The sequence below is a fragment of the Rhodococcus sp. D-46 genome (genome assembly GCF_011290655.1).
In the GTDB taxonomy this organism is placed as follows: domain Bacteria; phylum Actinomycetota; class Actinomycetes; order Mycobacteriales; family Mycobacteriaceae; genus Rhodococcus_F; species Rhodococcus_F qingshengii.
This window is the reverse complement of record NZ_JAANTF010000001.1, coordinates 309,172-334,192: the sequence shown is the minus strand read 5'-3', so window position 1 is coordinate 334,192 and position 25,021 is coordinate 309,172. Positions and strand designations below refer to the sequence as shown.

Sequence of the window (25,021 nt, the reverse complement as noted above, 5' to 3'; positions counted from 1 at the left end):
CGTGTTCCAGCACTCTGATCCCTTCACTAGCCGTAGGGATCAAGGTTACCGCCAACTGAAGATCCGACCCACGGGCCGGTGGTGGCTCACACACAGCCAGCACGGTCGCTCCTTCGCTTCTCGGGACAAGTTTCATCAACTGGTACCAACACGGGAGTCAGCGACTCTGTTCCCGGCCTGGTCGGATGCACCTGTCGGCGATCCGCATAGGGTGTTCCTCATGGCCGGAACAGCGACCCCTGCGACCGTACTTCTCGACAAGTCGAAGACACCGCACCGCGTCCACAGCTACGACCACGATCCTCGCGCCGAATCTTTCGGCGACGAGGCGGTCACTGCACTGGCAGAGTCGACAGGCGTCGAGGCCGCCCAGATCTTCAAGACCTTGGTCGTCAAACTCGACACCGGCAAGCTCGCCGTCGCGGTCCTGCCGGTTCCGGACAAGCTCTCCCTCAAGGCTGCAGCCGCTGCCCTCGGTGCGAGCAAAGCCGTCATGGCCGATCGCGCCGAAGCCGAGCGCTCGAGCGGCTACGTCTTCGGCGGTATCTCACCGCTCGGCCAGCGCAAGAAACTGCCGACAGTGATCGATGCGTCGGCGCTCGACTGGGACCGCATTCTCTGCAGCGCCGGCCGACGCGGGCTCGAAATCGAGCTGGCTCCGACGGACCTCACGCAGCTCAGTGGCGCGGTCACGGCGCAAATCACGGCGGGCTGAGTATCCGGTCGCTACGGTCTCACCATGCGACCACACCTGAAAACTCTTGCACTGACCGCTGCAGCGGCAGCCCTCACCGTCTCGCTGACGGCCTGCGGGAGTTCGGACAATGCCGCCAAGGAAGTCACGGTAGTCGGATCAGGGCAGGTCCGCGGGGCGCCGGACATCCTCAATGCCGACATCGGCATCGAGGTGGTTGCCCCGGATGTATCGGGAGCGGTCTCGGAGGCGAATGACAAGGCCCGTCAGATGATCGACGCGATAGTCGCCGCCGGGGTTGCCCCCGAGGACGTGCAGACAAGCGATCTGTCCGTCCAGCCGCAGTACGACGCCAGTGGTGGACCGTTCGTCGGCGGCAACGTGACCGGCTACCGGGCGACCAACTCGGTACGAATCGTCGTCCGCGATCTCGACAAAGCCTCTTCTGTCCTGGACGCCGGCATCGCGGCGGGCGGAAACGCGGCACGGCTCGGCAACGTCGCCTTCGCCATCGACGACGACTCTCAGCTTCTGGCCGACGCTCGCACCCGGGCCTTCGAGGACGCGAAGAACCGTGCCGAGCAGTACGCGGATCTGTCCGGGACGTCGCTCGAGAACGTCGTGACCATCACCGAGGCACACGACACGAGTGGCGGTCAGACCATGCGCGCTCCCGACGCCTCGATGTCCGACATGGTTCTCGCCCCGGGAACCCAGCAGGTCTCGTTCGAGGTGACCGTTACCTGGGCTCTCGGCTGACCACTAGAGCAGGCTGATCTGCTCGCCGGCACGGTCGACGTCCGGCTCGATCAACTCGTGTCCGTTGTTCTTGACACTGTTGACCAGCGGCCGGACTCGATCGACGTCGATCCGCTCGAAGAGGTCCGGTACCGGCTCGAGCAGGGCCGAATCGACGGTGTTGTCGGGATCGAGCCACGCCTCCCAGCGGTCACGAGGCAGGGCGAGGGGCATGCGGTCGTGAACCTGCTCGAGGTGACCGAGAGAGTCGACCGTGACGATCGAGCAGCTCAGGACGGGGCTCGCGTTCTCGACCCTCGGGTCCCGCCAAGCAGACCACACGCCCGCCATGAACAGCCGTGATCCGTCGTCGGGGTGCATGTAGTAAGGAATCTTCGCTGCCTTTTTCCCGCCGGTGGCCTCGGTCTGCCACTCGTACCACCCGTCCATGGGGACCAGGCAACGCTTGAACTTGAAGGCGGTCCGAAACGCCGGCTTCTCCGCCAGCGAGTCGGCGCGGGCGTTGAACAGGACCGGGCCTTTGCCCAGTTCCTTGGTCCACGACGGCACCAATCCCCACCGCATCCGCCGAATCCTCTTGGTCGGATCGCTGTCGGGGTTCTCCCGATCGTGGCGTTCGACGACGGTCAACACCTCGGTCGTGGGGGCCACGTTGTAGTCGGCTTCGACGGGCGCCGAGTGGTCGGTCTCGTCGAGCGCATCGAGTTCCACCGCCAGGGTGGCCGGGTCCGCTGTGGTCGCATACCTTCCGCACATGACACCCAGGGTGGCACGGTTTCGACCATTCCCCCACCGATGAGAGAAGATGGACCATGTGAGTCTGAGTCTGTGGAGCGCCCCGAGGGCCCAAGCACCCGTCGATGCAGTGGTGACGCTGCCCGGATCCAAGTCCATCACCAATCGAGCTCTGATTCTGGCCGCACTTGCGGATGGCCCGTCCACGATCACCGGTGCACTCCGCAGCCGTGACGCCGACCTGATGATCGCAGCTCTGCGTGACCTCGGCATCGGCGTCGAGGAAGCCGGTGATGCGACCACGCTTCGCATCACCCCTGGACCCCTGCGCGGCGGCGAGGTCGACTGCGGCCTGGCCGGCACCGTGATGCGCTTCCTGCCGCCACTCGCCGCGATGGCCGACGGCATCGTCCACTTCGACGGCGACGAGCAAGCACGCACACGACCGCTCGGCACCATCTTGGAAGCACTGCGCGGTCTCGGCGCTCGGATCGAGGGTGACGCACTCCCGTTCACCGTCACCGGAACCGGGTCCCTACGCGGCGGGACGGTCACCATCGACGCATCCGGTTCGTCGCAGTTCGTCTCCGGTCTCCTGCTCTCGGCTGCTGCGTTCGAAGAGGGTGTCACCGTCCATCACGACGGCAAGCCCGTCCCGTCCATGCCACACATCGACATGACCGTCGAGATGCTCCGCGAGGCCGGAGTTTCCGTGACGACGCCAGCCACGGGCGGTGACGCGGACACCTGGCGTGTGGCACCGGGGCCGGTGCGCGCCGTGGACTGGGTGATCGAACCCGATCTCTCCAACGCCACACCGTTCCTGGCCGCTGCCGCAGTGACCGGCGGAACCGTCAGCGTCCCGATGTGGCCGTCGTCGACGACGCAACCCGGCGACGCGATCCGCGGGATCCTCGCCTCGATGGGGGCCGACGTCACTCTCGCCGATGGTGTCCTGACCGTCCGCGGCCCGGAGAAACTGCGCGGCATCGACATCGACCTCCACGACGTGGGAGAGCTGACCCCCACCGTGGCGGCCCTGGCCGCTCTCGCCGAGGGCACCTCGCATCTACGAGGAATCGCGCACCTGCGCGGGCACGAGACAGACCGTCTCGCCGCCCTCGCCGACGAGATCAACAAACTCGGCGGCTCCGTCACCGAAACCGATGACGGCCTGACGATCGTTCCCGCGGAACTCCATGGCGGACAATGGCTCTCGTATGCCGACCACCGCATGGCAACAGCCGGCGCCATCATCGGCCTGGTCGTCGACGGTGTCGAGGTCGACGATGTCGGAACCACAGCCAAGACACTGCCGGGCTTCGAGAACATGTGGATCGACATGCTCGAGAGTTCGCCGGCGACACCGAAGGCAAGCTTCTGAGTCCGCGGCAGTACGACGAGTCCGACGTCCGGGTACGCCCCGGGCGCGGATCCCGCCCCCGTACGAAGACTCGGCCCGAACATCTCTCGGCCGAATCGGGGATGGTGGTGTCGAAGGATCGTGGCCGTTGGGGTTGCGTCCTCGGCGGCGATCCCGACCGGCTGATCGTCACGATGCGCGCCCGCGAACTTGGCCGAACCCCCATCGTCGTCGGCGATCAGGTGGACATAGTCGGCGATCTGTCGGGCAAAACCGACACCCTGGCGCGCATCGTCCGGGTCTCCGAGCGTTCGACGGTTCTGCGACGGACCGCCGACGACACCGATCCCTTCGAACGTATCGTCGTCGCGAACGCGGAGCAGCTTCTCATCGTCGTGGCACTCGCCGACCCCCCACCGCGCACCGGCTTCGTCGAGCGCGCACTGGTCGCCGCCTACGTGGGTGGCCTGACGCCGATCGTCTGCCTGACCAAGAGCGACCTCGAACCGCCGGAGGAATTCGCGAGCACGTTCGCCGACCTCGACATCCAAGTGGTCGTCGCCGGTCGCGACGATCCCCTGGACGAACTGACGCAGATCCTCGAGCACAAGTTGACCGCCCTGATCGGACATTCCGGCGTCGGAAAGTCGACACTGGTCAATCGCCTTGTCCCCGATGCCAATCGAGCGGTCGGCATCGTATCCGGCGTCGGCAAGGGCCGGCACACGTCGACGCAATCGGTGGCGCTCCCTCTCGCCGGTGGCGGCTGGGTGATCGACACCCCGGGCATCCGTTCGTTCGGTCTGGCGCACATCTCGCCCGAGAACGTGGTGGCGGCATTCTCGGATCTCGCTGCGGCGATCGAGGATTGCCCGCGTGGATGCACGCACCTCGGACCGCCCGCAGATCCCGAATGCAAGCTCGACCTGTTGGAGGGCAAATCAGCTCGACGCGTCGTCGCTGTGCGACAACTGCTGGAAGCGATCAAGTCCAACGATCAGTACTGAGCGCCCCCGAGCGACGTTCCGGGCGAGAACAGCAAAGCGGCCCGACACCATCGAATGGTGTCGGGCCGCATGCTGTCTACGGTCAGCGCAGTCGACGATCAGCGCAGGCCGAGGAGGCTGCGCAGCTTTCCGCTCTTGCGCTTACGTGCGATGGCGCTCTTGAGGCCACTGCGACGCCCGGTCACGGGATCGACAGTCGAGGTCAGTTCGCCGTCGAACATCCGCTCCGACGCCGTCTCGGGCGCATTGTCGACGGTGTCCTTGAGGTACTTGTTGGGCAGCGACAGCTTGGCGATGGTTCGCCAGGACTTGGCGTACTGCACGGCAAGCGGGCCCGTCGTGTACGGCAAGTCGTACTTGTCCGCGAGCTGACGCACCGTGACCGCGATGTCCTTGTAGCGGTTGCTGGGCAGATCGGGGAACAGGTGGTGCTCGATCTGGTAGCTCAGGTTGCCCGTCATGAAGTCCATGAGCGCGCTGCCCTCGATGTTGGCGCTGCCGAGCATCTGACGCAGGTACCACTGAGCCTGCGTTTCCTTGTCGATGTCTTCCTTGGTGAACTTCTCGGCACCGTCCGGGAAGTGGCCGCAGAAGATGACCGCGTTGGTCCACACGTTCCGCAGAGTGTTGGCGGTGAAGTTGGCCGACAATGTGCTCTTCCACGCCGGGCCGGTGATGGCCGGGTAGATGACGTAGTCGCGCAGGACCTGCTTGCCGATCTTCTCGCCGACCTCACGGAGCTTGCGCTGCGTCTCTTCCTTGTCGGCGCGGCCCTTGGCCACCTTGCCGAGCTCGAGGTGCTGAGCGGCGATGCCGTACTCGAAGAACAGCGCGAGCAGCGTGTTGTAGACCAGGTTGCCGGCGTTGAAGGGCTTCCAGCGCTGATCGCGGGTGACGCGGAGGAGTCCGTATCCGACGTCGTCGTCCATTCCGAGGACGTTGGTGTACTTGTGATGCAGGTAGTTGTGGGTCTGCTTCCAGTGCGCAGACGGGCCGGTGACGTCCCACTCCCACGAGGTGGAGTGGATCTCCGGGTCGTTCATCCAGTCCCACTGCCCGTGCATCACGTTGTGCCCGAGTTCCATGTTCTCGATGATCTTCGAGAGCGTCAGCAGGCCAACTCCGGCGAGCCACGCCGGACGACGACGGCTGGCGAAAAGCACTGCGCGGCCGCCGATTTCGAGCGAACGCTGCAGACGAATGACGTTGCGCACGTATCGCGCATCCTTCTCGCCGCGCGACTCCTCGATGTCGCGACGAATCGCGTCGAGTTCGCGGCCGAGCGCTTCGATGTCGGCGTCCGTGAGATGTGCGTATTCCTTGACATCTGCAATCGCCATGGAAAGCCTCCTAGCAGTGAGTTAGGCGCAAAGTAGTAAGTGCAGAACGATCATCGATTCGAATCGTTCAGATCAACTGCACCTACTGTAGCGTAACTTACGGCACCGTAGGTTAGGTTTTTCCCGATGTAACCTATATCACTTCCGGCGCTTCGGCATGCGGGAACGGGCCTGCGACTTGAGTGCGGTCAACAAACCGAGACGCTTACCGGTGATCGGATCGGTGCGAAGGTCCTCGACCATCGCCATGGCTGCGTCCCGGAATCCCGAGTCGCGGAACCGCAGTTCCGAAGACGTTTCCGGAGCATTGTCCGAGGTTGCGGTCAGCCACTTGTCCGGCAAAGCCAACTTGTGGATGGTGCGCAGAGCCAGAAGATACTGCTTGAAGAGCGAACCGGTGGTGTACGGGAGATCGAACTTCTCGCACAATGCACGCATCTTCACAGCGATTTCGGGATAGCGGTTGCTCGGCAGATCGGGAAACACGTGGTGCTCGATCTGGTAGCTCAGATTGCCGCTCATGAGTCCCATGAGCTTGCCGGAATTGAAGTTCGCACTACCGAGCATCTGGCGCAGGTACCACTCGTGACGAGTCTCCTGCTCGAATTCGGCAACCGTGAACTTCTCGGCACCGTCCGGGAAGTGGCCACAGAAGATGACGACGTACGCCCACAGGTTGCGCACGAGGTTCGCGGTCGCATTGGCCGACATGGTCGACTTCCACGCCGGCCCCGTCAGCGCCGGGAACAAGATGAAGTCCTTGCCCACCTGACGAAAGATCTTGCGCGCGAAGTCTTTGTTCGCCTGCGAGTTCAGCTGCCCCTTTTCCGCGCCCTCCAACTCGGCTGCCGCCGTGAGGTCGTGCAGCGCGATGCCCCACTCGAACGTGGCCGCCAAGATCACGTTGGCGATCGGCTGGAAGAGGTTGATCGGCTTCCACGGCTCGTCACGAGTCATACGCAGAATCCCGAAACCGAGATCCTCGTCCATACCGACGACGTTGGTGTACGTGTGGTGCTGGTAGTTGTGGGCGCGCTTCCAATGCTCGGAAGGACCGGTCTGATCCCACTCCCACGAGACGGAGTGAATCTCGGGATCGTTCATCCAGTCCCATTGCCCGTGCATGACGTTATGCCCGAGCTCCATGTTCTCGATGATCTTCGACAGGCTCAGCAGGGTCGTGCCGACCAACCATGCCGGTCGGTACCGACTGCCGAACAATGCGATACGCCCGCCGAGCTCCAACGCCCGCTGGACGCGAATGACGCGACGAATGTAGCGGGCGTCCCGGATCCCACGAGAGTCTTCGATGTCGAGTCGAATCTGATCGAGTTCACGTCCGAGAGCTTCGACATCGGCCTCGGTGAGGTGCGAAAACTCTTTGATATCGGTGATGGCCACCGTGGTCCTCCGTGTGCCTAGAAGCTATGCGTCCAGCGTACAGTCGCCGGCGGCGGCGGAGATGCACGTCTGGATGCGCTCGCCCTCCGCGTGCTGTTTCCCCGAGCGTAGATCGATCGCGTGGCCGGCAACGAGAGGTACGACACACGTCTGGCAGATGCCCATGCGGCAACCGAACGGCATCAAGGCACCGGACTGCTCGCCTGCCTCCAGAAGCGTTGTCGCACCGTCGACGGTGATCGTCTTACCCGACTTCTCGAACGTGACCGTGCCACCGTCGGCCGAAGCGTCGATGCGCGATACGGCGAACCGCTCCATGTGGAGTCGATCCTCGATGCCTTCCGCCTTCCAGACGTCTTCGAGCTCGTCGAGCAACGGGAGGGGCCCGCACGCCCAGGTGTGGCGCTCACGCCAGTCGGGGCAGACCGTGTCGAGAGAACTGAGTTTGAACTTTCCGTCACGGCGCGTGAGTTGAACGTGACTCACGAAGTCCTCGTGCTCGGCGTGCAGTGCTGTGAGTTCGTCGGCGAACATGACGTCGGATTCCGTCGGAGCCGAGTGGATGTGCATGACGTCGGGCAATTGACCGCGCCGGTTCATCGTCCGCAACATGCCCATGACCGGAGTGATGCCACTGCCGGCGGTGATGAACAGGATCTTCTCCGGTGGCGGATCCGGCAACGCGAAGTTGCCCGAAGGCGTGGCCAGTCGAACGATGGTTCCCGACGGCACGGCCCCGCTGACGAGGTGGCTCGAGAGAAAGCCCTCGGGCATGGCCTTGACCGCGATGGAAATGCGCTTGTTCTCCCAGTTGGGAGGCGAGGTAAGTGAGTACGACCGCCAATGCCAACGGCCGTCGATATGCAGACCGATGCCGATGTACTGCCCCGGCTGGTAGTTGAAGTCGAATCCCCAACCCGGCTTGATGACGATGGTCGCCGAGTCCGTGGTCTCGGGCCGGACTTCGACGATCTGACCACGCAGCTCGCGCGCGGACCACAACGGATTCGCGAGGTGAAGATAGTCGTCGGGAAGCAATGGTGTGGTCAGCCGAGCCGCCGCACCGCGAAGCAGATTGAGCTTCGACCGCGCTGCCGGAACTACCGACGCTGCCGGTGCCTCGATCCAGTCCTTCAGACCCATCAGACCTCCACCTCTCACCTTCCGAACCCACTGCCTACGGTACCGTAGGTTATCAGGTTACGGTACCGTAGGTTACTTCACGGTAAGCACATTCACAGCAGGTCGAGCAAGAACGGCAACTCCTGCGCGGCGTACCACGCCAACTCGTGGTCCTCCGCGTCACCCAGCGTGAACTCGGCATCGGCGTCACCGAGATCCGCCGCGTCGACTATGCCAGCAGCGCGCTCGATGTCCGATTCTGCCTGTTCGAGGTCGACATGCACAGATGCAACCTGAGCCATCGTGACAGGACCCGCCAATCGGACTACCGAATCGTCGAGATCGGGCCGTAACTTCACATCGGCATCGTCGACGTCGGCGGCAACGACAGCACGCCGGAAGGTGACGTCACCCTCGGTTCCGGCGATCAGTCGCAGCGACGCACGCGCAGCCTCACCCATGGCGACCTCGGCCAACTCGTCGTCGTCCCCCGTCGCGTACGACTCACGCAGAGTCGGGGTGACCGCAAAAGCCGTCCGGCTCATCGGGTCGAACTCCTGATCTGCGACCAACTGCTGCAAAATCTCGACCGTCGCCGGTACGTACACCCTCATGAGACCACCTTCATGCTCGTTCGTCACCGACTCGCATCCGTCAATTCCTCGAGTGACTCGAAGATCAGCGAACGAACGACGTCGACGTCCGACATCGCGTCACGGTCGGCATTCAAACCGTAGTAGACATTTCCGTCGTACGACGTCAGGGCGATGCTGAGTGTCTGATTCTTGAGCAGTGGCGACACGGGATACATCTCGAGCATCCGAGCACCACCGAGGTAAAGCGGAAATTGCGGCCCTGGCGCATTGGTGATCATCAAGTTGAACATTCGCTGCGACAGACTACTGGCCGCGCGGGAGCTCATCGCATGCAGCGTCGCCGGCGCAAACCCGGACATTCGCACCATCGTCTGCGCGGTGACCCGCCGACCCTGACGCGCGAATGCCTCCGTCGCATGGGCCACGTGCGAGAGCCGAACCACCGCGTTGGGTTCACCGACAGGCAGGTCGATGAGGAACGAGGAAACATGTCCGGGCGCTTGCGGATCGTCGACGTCAGGACTCTCCGGGCCGTCGGTGTAGACCGACATGGGCACCATCGCTCGCACGATGGTCGCCTCGGTCACCGGTTCACCGCGCGAGAGCAACCAGTTCCGCATCGCACCTGCGATGACGGTCAGAATCACGTCGTTGATCTCGCACCCGTACCGCGCACGAATACGTCGATAGTCCTCCAGAGACGTCTTGGCCACCGCAAGGCGTCGATTGCGCGAAATGGTGGCGTTGAGCGGGCTCGACGGGGCTACCTGCGTCGCCGTTCGAACCACTTCCGCGAGTTTCCCGAGTGCACTCACAGCCTCGGTGACGGACGTGGTCACGTCGTTGAACGCTGCACGCGCCCGTGCGATCCCCTCCCCCGGGCTCGTCACGAGATCTGCCAGTGCACTGACCAACAAGCTGGTGTCGCTCGGCGGCCTGGCGGGCATCCACAATTCTTCGGGGCCTGGCGCTCGATTCTTCTCCGGATCGAAGATCACCTGACTGATCTCGGGAGCCGCCTCGCCGTCCACCAACGACGAATGAGACTTCGTGAAGATGGCAAATCTGTTTCTGGTCAGCCCCTCGACCAGGTACATCTCCCACAACGGCCTCGTGCTGTCGAGTGGTCTCGACGTCAGCCGCGCGATCAGATCCATCAGCTGTTCGTCGGAACCCGGTTTGGGCAGAGCCGATCGGCGAACGTGATAGGTGATGTCGAAATCCGAGTCGTCCACCCAGACGGGGCGGGCCAGACCGAACGCCACCTCGCGAACTCTCTGTCGGTACCGCGGAACCGATCCGAGCCGCTCTTCGACAAGTCGAAGCAACTCCTCGTGATCGATCCCGTTTCGCAGTTGCCTGAAGATCCCCAACGAGCCGACATGCATCGGCGTCGTCCCGGCTTCGAGGAAGTAGAAAGCGGCATCCTGAGTCGTCAGTCTGTTCACCATGGCTTCGTGTCCCCTCCTTCGCCGAGATCGAACAGAATCGACAACTCCTCGATGGTCGATTCCGAGCCGACGTGATGGACCCCGACCATCCCGACGGCCACCGCCGCCCGGACGTTGATCTCGAGATCATCCACGAAAACGAAATCCTCCGGCTCGACGCCCAAACGACTCGCTGCCAACAGATAGATCTCGGCGTCGGGCTTTGCCATCTCGACATCACCGGACAAGATCACGTCGTCGACCAAGACCCCGTCGCCGAGATCCCGCAACCACTGAGCACTGGCGCCGCCGGGATCGTTGCTGACGATTCCCGTCACGATTCCGCGGGCCTTCACCGCGCGCACGACCGCGCTCAAGCCGTCGAGATCCGATCCCGGACCGAACAGCACGCCACCGACATCCAACAGAAGTCCCCGCACGCCATCACCCTAAGTCGCGATGGTGATCACGGCGACATCTCGAGCGATTCGTGTCATGCTTCTCACCATCGCTCGGGGGAGCGAAGTCCGAGACAGCTGTCTCGGACGCAGGATCATCCGGGGGGATGTCATGGAGCAGGACTACAAGATCGTTCTCGAGCCGGCGCCGCAATTCGAGCCTCACCCGCATACCGTCGTGCTGTCGCGGCCACAGTGCCGGCCAGACCGAACGCAGTGCCGAACGGACCGGATGCTGCGTCGCCCGCGAAAGACGCCACACAACGGAACGTCGCCCAGTACCGGGTTCACTCACGCTCCGGAACCGCGACTGGTAGGTGCCGACATCTTCTGGAACCGATCACTACGTCTGGTTCTCGAAACCGTCGACCGACGACGAAATCCACGGCAGCTCAAAGGTGTGTTGACGCCGTCCGCCCTGGAAGTTGTTGCGAGACTTTACACTTCGGATTTCTCGGCCCGGAAGCTGGGCGGCGCGGCCGTTCACCGCACCCACGTTCAAGCAGTGTCGGAGAGTACCGCCGAAGTCTGTGCGACGTACACACGAGGCACGCAGACTTTTGCCGTCGCAGGCCGGATCGACCACACAGACGAAACAGGCTGGACGGTCACCGCACTACACGTGGTGTGACCGTCCAGCCTGCCGAGTACTGACTGCGCTAATACCTCAGCGCTTGCGCTTGGACTTCGGAGCTCGATTGCTCTTCGACTGCGTCCGTGCGGCTTCACGACGTTCGCGACGAGAGGCGGCACCGTCGCCGGTGTCGGCAGCCGAGTCACGTGTTGCCTTTGCCTTGCCGTCCTCGTCCGGGCCGGTGTACGTCAGACGCGACGGACCTTCGTCGTCAAGTCCCTTGGCGCGCAACGCCGTCGGGGCGGCAGTTCCGGCTGTCCTGGCCGCAGCCTCCTGCGTGGGGAGCGGCTTGGGCGCCGTGGCGGACGCCGCGGCGGCAGAGCCCGCGGTGACGGAAATTCCACTTGCGGGCTGTGCCGGAGCTGCCTCGACCTGCAGGTTGAAGAGGAATCCGACGGACTCTTCCTTCAATCCGTCGAGCATGCCGATGAACATGTCGTAACCCTCGCGCTGGTACTCGACCAGCGGATCGCGCTGGGCCATCGCACGCAGACCGATTCCCTCCTTGAGGTAATCCATCTCGTAGAGATGCTCACGCCACTTACGGTCCAGGACCGAGAGGAAGACACGACGCTCGAGTTCACGCATACCGTTTTCGCCGGCGATCGCATCGATCTCGGCTTCGCGCTTCTTGTACGCCGCGTGGGCGTCTTCGAGCAAAGCGGTTCGCAGGTCGTCACGGCTCAGGTCACTGTTGATGCCTGCGCCGTCCTCCCCTGCCAACGTCTTGTGATCGATGCCGACCGGGTACAGCGTCTTCAGCGCAGTCCACAGCTGCTCGAGATCCCAGTCCTCGACGTATCCCTCGGCGGTGGCACCGTCGACGTAGGCGGTGACCACGTCAGTGATCATCTGCTCGACCTGGCCTTCCATGTCCTCACCCTCGAGGATCTGGCGGCGCTCCTTGTAGATGACCGTTCGCTGCTGGTTCATGACCTCGTCGTACTTGAGGACATTCTTGCGAATTTCGAAGTTCTGCTGCTCCACCTGGGTCTGAGCGCTCTTGATGGCCTTCGAGACCATTTTGGCTTCGATCGGGACGTCGTCGGGCAGGTTCAGGCGCGTCATGATCGACTCGAGTGCCGAACCGTTGAAACGGCGCATGAGCTCGTCACCGAGCGAGAGGTAGAACCGCGATTCGCCGGGATCACCCTGACGTCCGGAACGACCACGCAACTGGTTGTCGATTCGGCGCGATTCGTGACGCTCGGTGCCCAGGACGTACAGGCCGCCGGCATCGCGGACCTTCTCGGCGTCTGCCTTGACCTCAGCCTTGACCTCGTCCAGGACTGCGTCCCAAGCTGCCTCGTACTCGTCCGGCGTCGTGACCGGGTCGAGGCCCTTCTTGCGCAGCGCGATGTCCGCGATGATGTCCGGGTTACCACCGAGCACGACGTCGGTACCGCGGCCGGCCATGTTGGTCGCGACGGTGACCGCGCCGGAGCGACCGGCCTCGGCGATGATGGTCGCTTCCTTCTCGTGGAACTTGGCGTTGAGGACGTTGTGGGCAACGCCGCGCTTGGTGAACTGCTTGGACAGGTACTCCGAGCGCTCGACGCTGGTGGTACCGATCAGGACGGGCTGGCCGTTCTCGTGGCGCTCGACGACGTCGTCGACCACCGCGTCGAACTTGGCTTCCTCGGTCTTGTAGATGAGGTCACCGTTGTCGACTCGGACCATCGGACGGTTGGTCGGGATCGGGATCACACCGAGCGTGTAAGTCTGGTGAAGCTCGGCAGCTTCCGTCTCGGCGGTACCCGTCATGCCCGACAACTTGTCGTACAGACGGAAGTAGTTCTGCAGGGTGATGGTGGCAAGGGTCTGGTTCTCCGCCTTGATCTCCACCTTCTCCTTGGCCTCGATCGCCTGGTGCATGCCCTCGTTGTAGCGGCGGCCGACCAGCACGCGGCCGGTGAACTCGTCGACGATGATGACCTCACCGTCGCGGACGATGTAGTCCTTGTCCTTGGTGTAGAGCTCCTTGGCCTTGATCGCGTTGTTCAAGTAGCTCACCAGCGGCGAATTCGCGGCTTCGTACAGGTTGTCGATACCGAGCTGGTCCTCGACCAGTTCGACGCCCGCCTCGTGCACACCGATGGTGCGCTTGCGGATGTCGACCTCGTAGTGAACGTCCTTCTTCAGCAGCGGCGCGATGCGCGCGAACTCGCTGTACCACTTGCTGGAGCCGTCGGCCGGGCCCGAGATGATGAGCGGGGTTCGGGCTTCGTCGATGAGGATCGAGTCGACCTCGTCCACGATGGCAAACGCATGGCCACGCTGGACCAGGTCGTCCAGCGAGTGCGTCATGTTGTCGCGCAGGTAGTCGAAGCCGAACTCGTTGTTGGTGCCGTACGTGATGTCGGCTGCGTAGGCGACGCGGCGCTCGGCCGGCGTCATGCCCGAGAGAATCACACTGGTCTCGAGGCCGAGGGCGCGGTGAACGCGGCCCATCCACTCGGAGTCGCGCTTGGCAAGGTAGTCGTTGGTGGTGACCACGTGGACGCCGTCACCCGCGATCGCGTTGAGATAAGCCGGAAGAACCGACGTCAGAGTCTTGCCCTCACCGGTCTTCATCTCGGCGACGTTGCCGAAGTGCAGGGCCGCGCCACCCATGATCTGCACGTGGAAGTGCTTCTGATTGATCACGCGCCACGATGTCTCACGGGCCACGGAGAAAGCCTCGGGCAGCAACTCGTCGAGAGTTTCCCCGGCGGCATAGCGCTCACGGAACTCGGTGGTCTTGGCTTTGAGTTGCTCGTCTGTCAGGCCTTCGACATCGGGCGACAGAGATTCCACATGCTCGGCGATGTGCTTGAGCCGCTTGACCATGCGACCTTCACCAACACGGAGCAGCTTCGATAGCGACAGCGACGGCACAGTCTTCTTCGTCCTCAATCTTCGGCGACAGGGGGTCACACACTGAAAATCCGGCCGGGGTCCGAAAACTCCGGCCGGATTCCATGGTAGGCGCTACCGGCGGCGAGCGAGCAAACCCACCACCGATTGGGTCATGTCAGGCGGATCAATCCGTAGTCGAAAGCGTGACGACGGTAGACGACGGACGGCTTGTCCGACTCCTTGTCATGGAAGAGAAAGAAGTCGTGTCCGACCAGTTCCATCTCGTAGAGAGCGTCGTCGATGGTCATCGGCTCGGCCGGGTGATCCTTCGTGCGGACCACGCGTCCCGGGCCGTCGTACTCGTCCGGCTCTTGACCGTTCAGCGAAATGTCCGGTGTGACTCCGAGTGAGTCTGCGTCGACGAGGGAGGCGGTTGCCTCCGCGACGGACACCGGTCGCTTGTCGCCGTAATGGACCTTCTTGCGGTCCTTGGTTCGACGGAGGCGACTCTCGAGCTTGTCGATCACCGATTCGAAGGCGGCGTAGAAGCTGTCTGCGGACGCTTCGGCTCGGGCCACCGGGCCTTTACCTCGAGCGGTGATCTCGACGCGCTGGCAACTCTTGGCCTGTCGTCGGTTGCGTTCATGTTGCAGTTCCACGTCGAAGTGGAATATGGAGGGGTCGAAGTGTTCGAGTCGCGCCAGCTTTTCCGAAACGTAGATTCGGAAGTGATCGGGGATCTCGACATTTCGTCCCTTGACTACGACGTCGGATCTCGGAGCTGCGGCATTCTCGGAACGCTCGATGGTGGCGTCCTCGATGAAAAACGAGGCTTGCGAAGGGGTCGTCACTCGTACCTCCCAATTACGGCCCCGCCCCACGGTGGGCGGCGGCAAATTCTGCAAGTACCGAGAGGGGATCCGCCCGGCACCAGTATCGAAGTACCACCTCCTACCAGTATTTTCGGGTGTGCCGCCGACGCTAGTACGTAACGCGCGCGAGTGCCACTGTTCCAACGAAATTCATCTAAGCCCCTGCAAGGACAAGCACGAGAGTTGTCCGAATCCCACTGAGCGAGAGGGCCCGAACCGACTCTGCCGCAGTCGCTCCCGTGGTGAGGACGTCGTCGAGCAGGACGATGTCACTGTCCCCGGCAATCGCAGAGATCGCAGTGGTGTCGAGAGACACATGACCGTTCACGTTGGTCACCCGGTCGGCCGCGGACAGTCCCACCGAGTCACGTACACCTCGCGTCATCCGGAGAATCGGACAGACACGTACCGGACGACCCGCGACAGAACCAATTTCCCGCTTTCCGCGCATACTTTCGGCTATCCGGCGAACCGGATCACCCCCGCGAGATCGCGCCGCTCGGGCGCGCGTGGGAGCCGGCACCAGCACGATCGGCGGACGACCCCCGCTGCCGAGCTCGCCCCACCGTTCCAGAGTGGCCAACGCGTCGGCCACAGCGATCCCCAGAGGCATCGCGAGGTCCCGACGACCCCGTTCCTTCATCTCGATCACACTGCGTCGCCTGGGGCCGTCGTAGCGGCCGAGTGCCCAGACGGGCACGCCCGGATCCACGCGCGGACTCAGTTGAAGCGGATGATCGCGCAGCAGTTCCGCGCACTCACCGCACCACAGAGTCCCCGAGCGGCCACACCCACCACACTCGCGTGGCAACAGCAGGTCGAGCAGACCGGCACCGAATTTCTTGTCCCCCATGGCCGAATCATGAACCTGAGCACCGACATGCATCAGAGCGCAGACATTCACCAGAGCGCAGAGACGTCAGCCAGGCAGAACCGGAATCGCCTTCTGTCCGGTCAGCACGGTCACCTCACGCCAGCGGCGATCCCCGGCGGGGTCGTTGTTGTTCAGTTGGAACACCGCACGCGCGTCGGCGACGTACTCGGTGGTCGGCGATGCATCCACGGAGGTGACGGGAGCGGTCAGGTTTCCACTCGGCAGCGCGTCCATCCGTGAGCCGTCGATCGCGACCTGGACGACCGGTATGTCGGCTCCACTGCGCGCGATCACGATGGTGTCGCTGTTGCTCCAGTCGAGTGAGAGCGCGGTACTGCCCAAGCCGGAGGCCACTGCGCGTGGACTCGTCAGGGCGTAGACCCCGCTGGCGGTGCGCACGACCACAGCCAGGTAGACCTTGCCGTCGATGATCATCGCCGCTCGCACGCCGTCCCGCGACAGACGCAGTTCCGAGATCGTGGAACCGACCGACGTCAGGGCCCCGACGTCGACGTTGGTGACCGACACCCGGCCGGTGCCTGGTTCACGGACGACCCGAACGACGGTATTGCCGTTCACAGCCGTCCAGACCGCGTTGTTGTCCAACTCCCACGAAGGCCTGGTGATGGCGCTGCCTTCGAGTACCGGAACGGACCCTTCGCCGTATGTCCCGAGCGACAAGTCGAATCTTGTGCTGGGATCCGGCCGAGCGGTGTCCGCGACGGCTGCCACCAACTTGCCGTCCCGTGAGAGAGCAGCCGCCGTGAGGTTGCCCGCATTGCCCGCGAAACCGGGCACCGGAGTCGCCTCTTGCTCGGTGACACTCACCAGTGAACCGTTGCGCAGTGCATGCAGTCCGACGGTTGCACTCGTGGTGGCCAGTGGGTTGGTGGATGCGACGTCGGCGGTGGTCCAGCCGTCGGCATGAGCCGCGTCCAGCGGTTCGCCGTCGATCTCCAGAACGTACGGCCCTGCCACATCGGCGTTGGCGAGCGTCCAAATGACCTGTGCTGCAAACAAACCGCGAGTAGCAGCATCCATCGGGTTGTCAAGGCGGAAGTTGATGCGCACACCACCGAGACCGACTCCGACCTGTCCCGGCTTACCGTCGGCCTTGGTGATCGGACCGATCACCGACACGCCATTGCCCAGTTCGTTTCGCACAGCCGGCGCCAGCGCTGCCTTCGGTCCGTCGATCATCAGACCGATCAGCTGAGCCGCCACCTGGTCCTGCCCGCCGGAGATCCAGCGAAGATCGGGGACGACCGTCTGGCTGGTGGGGTCGAGGAAGAACAACGACTTCCGCTGGTAAGCGCCGAGGAACTGCGGACGCTCCATGATCACGCCGGGAGGCAGATCACTGATCCGCCATTCGCCGTCGGTCAACGCCAGGGTCATCCTCGCTTCGAAGCTGCCCTCTTCGGGAACGTACAGTCCTCCCGGGTCGAGGCGACCGACCTTGTTCACACGAATCGTGTAGACGGCTTCGGTGCTGGTTCGAGAAACCGAGAGCACATCGACCTTGTCGACGATGACAGCACTTGCCGCATCGTCCCAACGCGCCGACGCGTCCTTGGTGAGGTACTGACGGGCTGCGGCATGCCGGTTGGACGGGTCGGTACTCGCCTTGACGAAGTCACGTACCAGCAGGTCCGGCTCTCGCCCCGATGCCGGTGATTCGACGGAGGTTCCGGGCACGGCTGTCGCCAGAGTTCCGATTGCTTGTGGCGACGAGGACTCCGGCAAACTCGCGCATGCACCGGTCAGCAACAGAACGCTCAGGGTTGTTGCGAGAAGTCCCAGACGACGGCGGGTTCCGATCATGATCGATCCCCACCGTTGGACTCGTTCCGTGAGTCAGTTTCGCGCGGAGTCGGCAAGGACGATGTGACCTCGCCGACGGTATCGGCGACGATGTCGGCTTCGCTCGGCGTGCGGACGAATTTGGTGGTCGTCGGCTTGAGTGGCAGCGGACTCGACACGACTTTCTTGCCACGGGTGCGCGAGAGCGTCAGCCGGAAGCAGGCTCCGACTCCCGGTTCGCCCCAGGCCTCGAGCTTGCCGTCGTGCAGATTCGCGTCTTCGACACTGATCGCGAGGCCGAGTCCGGTGCCGCCACTGCGGCGCACGCGGGACGGGTCCGATCGCCAGAACCGGTTGAAGACCAACTTCTCCTCGCCCGGACGCAACCCGACGCCACTGTCGCGGACGATGAAGGCGAGGGCATTGTCATCGGCGCGAAGGCGAAGCAGAATCGGCTTCCCCTCACCGTGGTCGATGGCGTTGGCAAGGAGATTTCGCAGGATGCGTTCGACGCGGCGCGGATCGACATCTGCCATGACCGGCTCGTCGGGCATGTCCACGATCAGTTCGGTGCCGGATTCGCGGGCGAGATGGCGAACCGTGGAAACGGCCGCTCGCGCACACATACGGACGTCGAGTTGTTCGGACGCAAGTTCCGCGACACCGGCGTCGTGACGGGAGATCTCGAGGAGGTCCGCCAGTAGCCCTTCGAACCTGTCCAGTTCGGCGACAAGCAGTTCCGACGACCGACGCAGCATGGGGTCGAGGTTCTCGCTGCCGTCGTAGATCAGGTCGGCTGCCATCCGGACCGTGGTCAGTGGTGTGCGCAGTTCATGGCTGACATCGGAGGTGAAGCGCTTCTGGAGGCTGCCGAACTCCTCCAGCTGGGTGATCTGTTTGGACAGACTCTCGGCCATCTCGTTGAAGGACATGGCCAGGCGCGCCATGTCGTCCTCGCCGCGGACCGGCATTCGTTCCTTGAGTCGGCCGTCTGCGAAACGCACCGCGATTCGCGAGGCCGATCGGATGGGAAGCACGACCTGTCTGGCAACCAACAGCGAAATCGCCGCCAAGAGCACCAGCAACACGGCTCCACCGATCAGCAGGGTGCTTCGAACAAGAGACAGACTTCGGTCTTCGCTGGCGAGCGGGAAGATCAGATACAGCTCGAGTCCCGATATCGACGACGCGGTGGGGCTACCGATGATCAGCGCCGGTCCGGAGTAACCGTTCGGGTTGGACACCGTCGCGAATTGGTAACTGATCTGGCCGCGTTTGACGAACTCGCGAAGGTTGTCGGGGATCTGATCGACCGGTCCCGAACTCGTCGGCTGGCGCGGCCCGTCCCCTGGCACGATGAGCACCGGGTCGAAGGTGCCGGCCGACCCGGAGGCCTGGCCCGAGGTCTGGTTTCGACGGCTCGTCAGTCCGGATGCAGCGCTTTCCAATTGAACGTTGAGCGCCGTCGAATCGTCGACGCCCGCCAGTTGGTCTTCGACGATGCCGCGGGCTCGGTCCATTTCCTCGGTCGCCGCGGTGATCTTCGTTTCCAACAGCCGATCGGTGATCTGGCTGGTCAGCACGACACCGAGAATGACGATGACGATCAAGGACAACGTCAAAGTCGAGACGACCACTCGCAATTGGAGCGAACGTCGCCACGTGTGCGCGAGGGTGTTGCTCATCGAGTGAGACCACCGCAGAAATGGCGTCAGCCGTCGGTTGAGACGACGACGCCACCTGGAAACTCCGCTCACGGCGGTCCGGCCTTGTAGCCGACCCCCCTGACCGTCAGAACCACTTCGGGATTCTCGGGATCAGTTTCGACCTTGGCGCGCAAACGCTGAACGTGCACGTTCACCAGGCGGGTGTCGGCGGCGTGGCGGTATCCCCACACCTGCTCGAGGAGGACTTCACGGGTGAACACCTGGCGCGGCTTGCGCGCCAATGCGACCAGCAGGTCGAATTCGAGTGGTGTGAGCGAGATCTGCTCGCTGCCGCGGCTGACCTTGTGTGCCGGAACGTCGATCACGATGTCGGCGATGCTCAGCAGTTCGGCCGGCTCCTCTTCCGTACGGCGCAGGCGAGCACGCACCCGCGCCACCAGCTCCTTCGGCTTGAACGGCTTCATGATGTAGTCGTCCGCACCGGATTCGAGGCCGAGCACGACGTCGACGGTGTCGGTCTTGGCCGTCAACATCACGATGGGCACGCCGGAATCCGCACGCAGAACTCGGCATACGTCGATCCCGTTCATTCCGGGAAGCATGAGATCGAGCAGGACGAGGTCGGGCCGGGTCTCACGCACTGCCGCGAGCGCCAGGGTTCCGTCGCCTACCACGTAGGGATCGAAACCCTCACCACGCAGCACGATCGTGAGCATCTCGGCGAGTGCCGTGTCGTCGTCGACAACCAGAATCCTTGGTTTCATATCCCTATCGTTGCATCTCGGAGCGATGAATCAGACCGTTACGAGGCCGTGCGGCGTGCCGCGTCTTTCCCTCTACTGTGCCGGAAAGTTCGAATCCCGGCCGCAAGGGTGACCGATCACGCGAAATCCGCGAGCCTGCGCGCCAGTTCGCCCGGGTCCGTCTCCGGCCCCACGATCCACCAGGGCGAGACCCAGTCCGTCGCTGCCAACTGCTTGTAGAGCTCACCGGTTCTGGCCTGCAGGCCACCGTCGCGCTCGTAGGCGTCGAGCTGACGCGACGCGTCCTCGGCCTCACGCGAGCGGGCACGCTGCTCGGCCAGAGCTACCGGCACGTCGAGGTACAACTGCAGATCGGGAGCGGGAAGAGCGAGTCGACCCAACTCCAATTCACGGACCCAGGCGACCATCTCGCCGTCCACGCCCTGATGCGCGCGCGCCGCGTTGTAGGCGGCGTTGGACGCCACGTAGCGGTCGAGGAGAACAATATCGTTGGCGGACAACAGGTCCGAGATCCGATCCGCCGCACCCGCGCGGTCCAGGGCGAACAGGACTGCCATCGCGTTCACGGATTCAGCCAGGTCTCCGTGCGATCCTTTGAGTGCCTCGGCAGCAAGATCCGCGTGGATCGACTTCCCGTACCGCGGAAAATCCAGAGTCGCGATCGACGTGCCGCCGCGGCGGAGTTCGCTCTCCACTTTGCCGATCAACGTTCGCTTTCCAGCGCCGTCGAGGCCTTCCAATGCCACCAGTGTTCCCACGGCGGACAAGCCTATCCCCCGGCCTGCTTGCGCAGACCGGGGGACGGCGGCCACTACATCCTCAGCGACGAATCACCGGGTCAGTAGCGGTAGTGCTCGGGCTTGTACGGGCCTTCGACGTCGACGCCGATGTACTCTGCCTGATCCTTCGTGAGCTTGGTCAGCGTGCCACCGAGTGCCTCGACGTGGATCTTGGCGACCTTCTCGTCGAGGTGCTTCGGGAGGCGGTAGACCTCGTTGTCGTACTCGTCCGGCTTCGTCCACAGTTCGATCTGCGCGATGACCTGGTTGGAGAAGCTGTTGCTCATCACGAACGACGGGTGGCCCGTCGCGTTGCCGAGGTTGAGCAGGCGGCCTTCGGACAGCACGATGATCGAGTGGCCGTCGGCGAACGTGAACTCGTCGACCTGCGGCTTGATGTTGATCCGCGTGACGTCGCCGGACTTCTCGAGGCCGGCCATGTCGATCTCGTTGTCGAAGTGACCGATGTTGCCCAGGATGGCCTGATGCTTCATGGCCTTCATGTGCTCGAACGTGATGATGTCCTTGTTACCGGTGGACGTGATCACGATGTCGGCCCAGCCGATGGCCTGCTCGACTGTCTTGACCTCGAAGCCGTCCATGAGCGCCTGCAGGGCGTTGATGGGGTCGACCTCGGTGACCGCGACGCGAGCGCCCTGGCCGCGAAGTGCCTCGGCACAACCCTTGCCGACGTCTCCGTAACCGCAGACCAGCGCAGCCTTGCCGCCGATCAGAACGTCGGTGCCGCGGTTGATGCCGTCGAGCAGCGAGTGGCGCGTGCCGTACTTGTTGTCGAACTTGCTCTTGGTGACCGAGTCGTTGACGTTGATAGCGGGGAACGTGAGTTCACCGGCAGCGGCAACCTGGTACAGGCGCAGAACGCCCGTGGTGGTCTCCTCGGTGACGCCCTGGACGGACTCGGCGATTGCCGTCCACTTGCCCTTGTCGGACTCGAGGGACTGACGCAGAAGTGCAAGGAAGACCTTGTACTCGTCGGAATCCTGGTCGTCGTCCGTCGGCGGGACGACGCCGGCCTTCTCGAACTGTGCGCCCTTGAGCACCAGCATGGTGGCGTCGCCGCCATCGTCGAGAATCATGTTGGCAGGCTCACCCGGCCAGGTCAGCATCTGCTCGGCTGCCCACCAGTACTCTTCGAGGGTTTCACCCTTCCAGGCGAAAACCGGAACGCCCTTGGGCTCTTCCGGGGTGCCGTGCGGACCGACGACGATGGCGGCGGCAGCGTGATCCTGCGTGGAGAAGATGTTGCATGAAGCCCAGCGGACCTCGGCGCCGAGCGCGGTCAGCGTCTCGATCAGCACCGCGGTCTGAATGGTCATGTGCAGCGAGCCGGAAACGCGAGCGCCCTTGAGCGGCAACACCTCTGCGTATTCGCGACGAAGCGCCATGAGGCCGGGCATCTCGTGCTCTGCCAGACGGATTTCCTTGCGACCGAACTCCGCGAGCGAAAGATCTGCAACTTTGAAGTCGATGCCGTTACGGCTCTCGGCCACGGGCGTTGTTGAAACTGAGGTCGTCATCTGCCTCTCCTGGTTGACGTGCATACTCTGCACAAGCCTATCGGTGTACCAGGCTATCGGTTAGACGCCCTCTCCCGCCCGCCCCTCTACTGCGCGGCCCTCGCGCGCCACGTCGATGAACGGCCCGAGCAGTATGCCCAGATCCTCCGCCACCGAAGCCTCGGACTCCGGCGGCATCGAAATGTAGCTCAGCCCGAGACGCGCAATCGCCCTGGCCAGAATTCCGGCGTCGGCGGGTGACGCCTGAATCCACCCTCGCTGGAAACTCTCCGCAAGCCGCGACGACGCGCGCTCGATGATGACCGCACTGTCGGTGGTGATCAGGCGAAGCAGGTCCGGCTTGGCCTCACCGGTGAGCAGAGAGATCACCAACGGGTCGGTTGCACTGGAGGCGAAAAACGATCCGAAACCCGCCGTCAACGCCTCGACTGCACGTCCGTCGTTCGCCACCATGGCCTCGTCCACCGCGTCGACGAAGCCGTCAGCAAGGCGAAGCGCGTACGCCTCGGCAAGCCCTTGCCTCGAGCCGAACTCGTTGTAGAGCGTCTGACGACTCACACCGGCATGCTTGGCCAGAACCGTCAGCGTCACCTCGGACCAGTCGCGCTCGGTCAACAACTCACGCATCGAATCGAGCACCGACGTACGCAGCAGCAGGCGCGACGCTTCTTTCTGCGGCAGACGAGTGGGCGTCGAAGTCATGGTGACGACACTACCGCCGCACCTAGGTCCGTTCGACGCCGACGCATCTCACCGTCGTTCGACCTCAACCATGAAGAAGTCGCTCTTCGCCGCCCCGCAGTCCGGGCAACTCCAGTCTTCGGGAATGTCGTCCCAGCGAGTGCCCGGTTCGATACCGTCCTCCGGCCAGCCGACCGCCTCGTCGTACTCGAAGCCGCATTGCGCGCACTGATACAGCTTGTAGTCGTTCATGATTCACTCCCCGCCGTTGCCGGCATCGGCTCGAAGTCCAGCTTTTCCCTCACGCCGCAGTCCGGACAGCACCAGTCGTCCGGCACGGCATCCCACGGCGTGCCCGCCGGAAACCCTTCTCGTGGTGCACCCTTCGATTCGTCGTAGACGTATTCACACACCGGGCATCGATAGCTGCTCATCACGCTGCTCCGTACCGAGCAAGGATGCGATCACGCTTGGACGGCTGAACGTTGACGCGGGTGATGTCGCCGCCGTAGTGCGCAAGGACTTTGGGATCCATCACTTTTCGCCACAGCGGTGGAACGTAGGCGAGGATGATCATGCTCGCGTACCCACTGGGCAGGTTGGGCGCACCGTCCATGCTTCGAAGCGTCTGATAACGACGCGTCGGGTTCGCGTGATGATCGCTGTGACGCTGGAGGTGATACAGGAAGATGTTGGTGCAGATGTGATCACTGTTCCAACTGTGCTCCGGTGCTGCACGCTCGTACCGCCCGCTGTCCAGACGACGACGCTTCAGTCCGTAATGTTCGAGGTAGTTGACGGTTTCGAGCAGACAGAATCCGAACACGGCCTGCAGCACCAGGAACGGCAGTACCGAGAGGCCGAAGACGGCGACGAGGACACCGAACAGTACGACGGACATCAACCACGAATGCAGGACGTCGTTGCGAATTGTCCACGGCTTCTTACCCAGTCGATCGAGTCTGGCCTTTTCCAGGGACCACGACGAGCGCAGAGATCCCCACACACTGCGCGGCAGGAAGGTCCAGAAGCTCTCACCGAAGCGAGACGACGCCGGATCCTCGGGCGTGGCGACGCGCACGTGGTGTCCACGATTGTGCTCGATGTAGAAGTGGCCGTAAAACGACTGCGCCAGAGTGATCTTCGACAACCAGCGTTCGAGATCGTCCTTCTTGTGACCGAGCTCGTGTGCGGTGTTGATCCCGATTCCTGCGACACAACCGATACTGATCGCCAGACCGATCTTGGAGATCAGCCCAAGTCCCCCGTCGATTCCGAGCCAGGACAGATCGGTCGCCGACCAGAGGTAGCAGGCCAGGACCAGGCTGACCAACTGGAACGGTATGTAGATGTAGGTGCAATACCGGTAGTACTTGTCGTTCTCGAGGCGCTCCATCACTTCGTCCGGCGGATTCTCGCCGTCCGGGCCGAAGAAGATGTCGAGGATCGGGAGCAGGATGTAGACGAGCAGCGGCCCGATCCACCACCACACCGGCGAGACCGCATTCCATCCGAGACTGTTGAACAACGCGACCAATCCGACGGCAATGAAGACCGTCGTCGGCGGCACGAGGCCGAGCAGCCAGAGGTATCTCTTCTTGTCACGCCACTGCTCGGGCGGGAGCGTCTGGCCGGATTGCGAGTCCACGTGCGTCGACACGGTCTA

At 63.4% G+C, this 25,021-nt stretch carries 24 protein-coding genes; 5 read left to right on the top strand and 19 right to left on the bottom strand.

From position 1 onward, the window contains the following. Positions 1-220 precede the first annotated feature (220 nt). Positions 221-715: a Cys-tRNA(Pro) deacylase gene (ybaK, locus tag G9U53_RS01630; RefSeq protein ID WP_047271686.1), complete on the top strand. Its 495-nt coding sequence runs from the start codon at positions 221-223 to the stop codon at positions 713-715. Between the two features lie 24 nt (positions 716-739). After that, on the top strand, positions 740-1,453 hold the full coding sequence (locus tag G9U53_RS01625) for an SIMPL domain-containing protein (RefSeq protein WP_021332569.1): 714 nt from the start codon (positions 740-742) through the stop codon (positions 1,451-1,453). A gap of 3 nt (positions 1,454-1,456) precedes the next feature. Here G9U53_RS01625 and G9U53_RS01620 read toward each other — a convergent pair whose 3' ends face one another. Then, a complete protein-coding gene (locus tag G9U53_RS01620) occupies positions 1,457-2,209 on the bottom strand; it encodes an SOS response-associated peptidase (protein WP_020969226.1) in 753 nt (250 codons plus the stop codon). A gap of 49 nt (positions 2,210-2,258) precedes the next feature. Between G9U53_RS01620 and aroA the strand changes: the two genes are divergently transcribed. Together aroA and rsgA are read left to right on the top strand one after the other, a co-directional pair. Next, positions 2,259-3,572, top strand: coding sequence for a 3-phosphoshikimate 1-carboxyvinyltransferase (gene aroA, locus G9U53_RS01615; protein ID WP_165638255.1), 1,314 nt, complete (start codon positions 2,259-2,261; stop codon positions 3,570-3,572). Next, the gene (rsgA, locus tag G9U53_RS01610; RefSeq protein WP_007731200.1) at positions 3,521-4,558 is read left to right on the top strand and encodes a ribosome small subunit-dependent GTPase A; all 1,038 of its coding nucleotides are present in this window, start codon (positions 3,521-3,523) and stop codon (positions 4,556-4,558) included. The genes aroA and rsgA overlap by 52 nt, the downstream gene beginning before the upstream one ends. A gap of 98 nt (positions 4,559-4,656) precedes the next feature. On the opposite strand, the gene G9U53_RS01605 is transcribed toward rsgA, so the two are convergent. From G9U53_RS01605 to G9U53_RS01580, 6 genes are all read right to left on the bottom strand, one after another. Next, positions 4,657-5,898, bottom strand: coding sequence for a fatty acid desaturase (locus G9U53_RS01605; RefSeq protein ID WP_003940700.1), 1,242 nt, complete (start codon positions 5,896-5,898; stop codon positions 4,657-4,659). A gap of 138 nt (positions 5,899-6,036) precedes the next feature. Continuing rightward, a complete protein-coding gene (locus G9U53_RS01600) occupies positions 6,037-7,299 on the bottom strand; it encodes an acyl-CoA desaturase (RefSeq protein ID WP_003940901.1) in 1,263 nt (420 codons plus the stop codon). A 24-nt stretch (positions 7,300-7,323) separates the two neighbouring features. Next, a complete protein-coding gene (locus G9U53_RS01595; RefSeq protein WP_003940928.1) occupies positions 7,324-8,442 on the bottom strand; it encodes a ferredoxin reductase in 1,119 nt (372 codons plus the stop codon). A gap of 92 nt (positions 8,443-8,534) precedes the next feature. Beyond that, entirely contained in the window at positions 8,535-9,035 is a 501-nt protein-coding gene (locus tag G9U53_RS01590) for a hypothetical protein (RefSeq protein ID WP_165638254.1), read from the bottom strand. A gap of 23 nt (positions 9,036-9,058) precedes the next feature. Further along, on the bottom strand, positions 9,059-10,468 hold the full coding sequence (locus tag G9U53_RS01585) for a wax ester/triacylglycerol synthase family O-acyltransferase (RefSeq protein WP_007731194.1): 1,410 nt from the start codon (positions 10,466-10,468) through the stop codon (positions 9,059-9,061). Further along, positions 10,462-10,887 carry an HAD-IA family hydrolase gene (locus G9U53_RS01580; RefSeq protein ID WP_003940859.1) on the bottom strand — a complete coding sequence of 142 codons (426 nt, stop codon included), beginning with the start codon at positions 10,885-10,887 and terminating at the stop codon, positions 10,462-10,464. The genes G9U53_RS01585 and G9U53_RS01580 overlap by 7 nt, the downstream gene beginning before the upstream one ends. Positions 10,888-11,017: 130 nt before the next feature. Between G9U53_RS01580 and G9U53_RS01575 the strand changes: the two genes are divergently transcribed. After that, positions 11,018-11,536: an Rv3235 family protein gene (locus tag G9U53_RS01575; RefSeq protein WP_242692387.1), complete on the top strand. Its 519-nt coding sequence runs from the start codon at positions 11,018-11,020 to the stop codon at positions 11,534-11,536. A 36-nt stretch (positions 11,537-11,572) separates the two neighbouring features. Here the strand turns inward: G9U53_RS01575 and secA are convergent, their stop codons facing one another. The 12 genes from secA to G9U53_RS01515 form a co-directional block, all read right to left on the bottom strand. Further along, the gene (secA, locus tag G9U53_RS01570) at positions 11,573-14,416 is read right to left on the bottom strand and encodes a preprotein translocase subunit SecA (protein ID WP_050654900.1); all 2,844 of its coding nucleotides are present in this window, start codon (positions 14,414-14,416) and stop codon (positions 11,573-11,575) included. A gap of 131 nt (positions 14,417-14,547) precedes the next feature. Beyond that, the gene (raiA, locus tag G9U53_RS01565) at positions 14,548-15,228 is read right to left on the bottom strand and encodes a ribosome-associated translation inhibitor RaiA (protein ID WP_003940893.1); all 681 of its coding nucleotides are present in this window, start codon (positions 15,226-15,228) and stop codon (positions 14,548-14,550) included. 175 nt (positions 15,229-15,403) lie between these two features. After that, positions 15,404-16,135 (bottom strand): ComF family protein, encoded by a 732-nt coding sequence (locus G9U53_RS01560; RefSeq protein WP_165638252.1) that lies wholly within the window; start codon positions 16,133-16,135, stop codon positions 15,404-15,406. A gap of 33 nt (positions 16,136-16,168) precedes the next feature. Then, positions 16,169-17,947 (bottom strand): MtrAB system accessory lipoprotein LpqB, encoded by a 1,779-nt coding sequence (lpqB, locus tag G9U53_RS01555; RefSeq protein WP_165638251.1) that lies wholly within the window; start codon positions 17,945-17,947, stop codon positions 16,169-16,171. Continuing rightward, on the bottom strand, positions 17,944-19,683 hold the full coding sequence (mtrB, locus tag G9U53_RS01550) for an MtrAB system histidine kinase MtrB (protein WP_165638250.1): 1,740 nt from the start codon (positions 19,681-19,683) through the stop codon (positions 17,944-17,946). The genes lpqB and mtrB overlap by 4 nt, the downstream gene beginning before the upstream one ends. Further along, the gene (mtrA, locus tag G9U53_RS01545; protein WP_003941013.1) at positions 19,680-20,357 is read right to left on the bottom strand and encodes an MtrAB system response regulator MtrA; all 678 of its coding nucleotides are present in this window, start codon (positions 20,355-20,357) and stop codon (positions 19,680-19,682) included. The genes mtrB and mtrA overlap by 4 nt, the downstream gene beginning before the upstream one ends. 116 nt (positions 20,358-20,473) lie before the next feature. Continuing rightward, positions 20,474-21,115 carry a dTMP kinase gene (locus G9U53_RS01540; RefSeq protein WP_007731190.1) on the bottom strand — a complete coding sequence of 214 codons (642 nt, stop codon included), beginning with the start codon at positions 21,113-21,115 and terminating at the stop codon, positions 20,474-20,476. Between the two features lie 80 nt (positions 21,116-21,195). Beyond that, positions 21,196-22,674 (bottom strand): adenosylhomocysteinase, encoded by a 1,479-nt coding sequence (gene ahcY, locus G9U53_RS01535; protein ID WP_003940766.1) that lies wholly within the window; start codon positions 22,672-22,674, stop codon positions 21,196-21,198. A gap of 60 nt (positions 22,675-22,734) precedes the next feature. Next, positions 22,735-23,376 (bottom strand): TetR family transcriptional regulator, encoded by a 642-nt coding sequence (locus G9U53_RS01530; RefSeq protein ID WP_003941024.1) that lies wholly within the window; start codon positions 23,374-23,376, stop codon positions 22,735-22,737. 48 nt (positions 23,377-23,424) lie between these two features. Further along, entirely contained in the window at positions 23,425-23,607 is a 183-nt protein-coding gene (locus tag G9U53_RS01525; RefSeq protein ID WP_003940894.1) for a rubredoxin, read from the bottom strand. Beyond that, positions 23,604-23,789 (bottom strand): rubredoxin, encoded by a 186-nt coding sequence (locus tag G9U53_RS01520; protein WP_003940827.1) that lies wholly within the window; start codon positions 23,787-23,789, stop codon positions 23,604-23,606. Before G9U53_RS01520 ends, G9U53_RS01525 begins: the two co-directional genes overlap by 4 nt. Then, complete coding sequence (locus G9U53_RS01515) at positions 23,789-25,015, bottom strand: alkane 1-monooxygenase (protein ID WP_165638249.1); 1,227 nt, start codon at positions 25,013-25,015, stop codon at positions 23,789-23,791. The genes G9U53_RS01520 and G9U53_RS01515 overlap by 1 nt, the downstream gene beginning before the upstream one ends. Between the last annotated feature and the right edge of the window lie 6 nt (positions 25,016-25,021).

What these genes read in the sequence shown, in the direction of transcription:
- G9U53_RS01620 (WP_020969226.1), bottom strand. Translation starts at nt 2,209, where the DNA reads ATGTGCGGAAGGTATGCGACCACAGCGGACCCGGCCACCCTGGCGGTG.
- ybaK (WP_047271686.1), top strand. Translation starts at nt 221, where the DNA reads ATGGCCGGAACAGCGACCCCTGCGACCGTACTTCTCGACAAGTCGAAG.
- ahcY (WP_003940766.1), bottom strand. Translation starts at nt 22,674, where the DNA reads ATGACGACCTCAGTTTCAACAACGCCCGTGGCCGAGAGCCGTAACGGC.
- G9U53_RS01530 (WP_003941024.1), bottom strand. Translation starts at nt 23,376, where the DNA reads ATGACTTCGACGCCCACTCGTCTGCCGCAGAAAGAAGCGTCGCGCCTG.
- G9U53_RS01625 (WP_021332569.1), top strand. Translation starts at nt 740, where the DNA reads ATGCGACCACACCTGAAAACTCTTGCACTGACCGCTGCAGCGGCAGCC.
- aroA (WP_165638255.1), top strand. Translation starts at nt 2,259, where the DNA reads ATGGACCATGTGAGTCTGAGTCTGTGGAGCGCCCCGAGGGCCCAAGCA.
- G9U53_RS01595 (WP_003940928.1), bottom strand. Translation starts at nt 8,442, where the DNA reads ATGGGTCTGAAGGACTGGATCGAGGCACCGGCAGCGTCGGTAGTTCCG.
- G9U53_RS01525 (WP_003940894.1), bottom strand. Translation starts at nt 23,607, where the DNA reads ATGAACGACTACAAGCTGTATCAGTGCGCGCAATGCGGCTTCGAGTAC.
- G9U53_RS01575 (WP_242692387.1), top strand. Translation starts at nt 11,018, where the DNA reads ATGGAGCAGGACTACAAGATCGTTCTCGAGCCGGCGCCGCAATTCGAG.
- G9U53_RS01585 (WP_007731194.1), bottom strand. Translation starts at nt 10,468, where the DNA reads ATGGTGAACAGACTGACGACTCAGGATGCCGCTTTCTACTTCCTCGAA.
- lpqB (WP_165638251.1), bottom strand. Translation starts at nt 17,947, where the DNA reads ATGATCGGAACCCGCCGTCGTCTGGGACTTCTCGCAACAACCCTGAGC.
- mtrA (WP_003941013.1), bottom strand. Translation starts at nt 20,357, where the DNA reads ATGAAACCAAGGATTCTGGTTGTCGACGACGACACGGCACTCGCCGAG.
- G9U53_RS01560 (WP_165638252.1), bottom strand. Translation starts at nt 16,135, where the DNA reads ATGCATGTCGGTGCTCAGGTTCATGATTCGGCCATGGGGGACAAGAAA.
- G9U53_RS01520 (WP_003940827.1), bottom strand. Translation starts at nt 23,789, where the DNA reads ATGAGCAGCTATCGATGCCCGGTGTGTGAATACGTCTACGACGAATCG.
- G9U53_RS01590 (WP_165638254.1), bottom strand. Translation starts at nt 9,035, where the DNA reads ATGAGGGTGTACGTACCGGCGACGGTCGAGATTTTGCAGCAGTTGGTC.
- G9U53_RS01605 (WP_003940700.1), bottom strand. Translation starts at nt 5,898, where the DNA reads ATGGCGATTGCAGATGTCAAGGAATACGCACATCTCACGGACGCCGAC.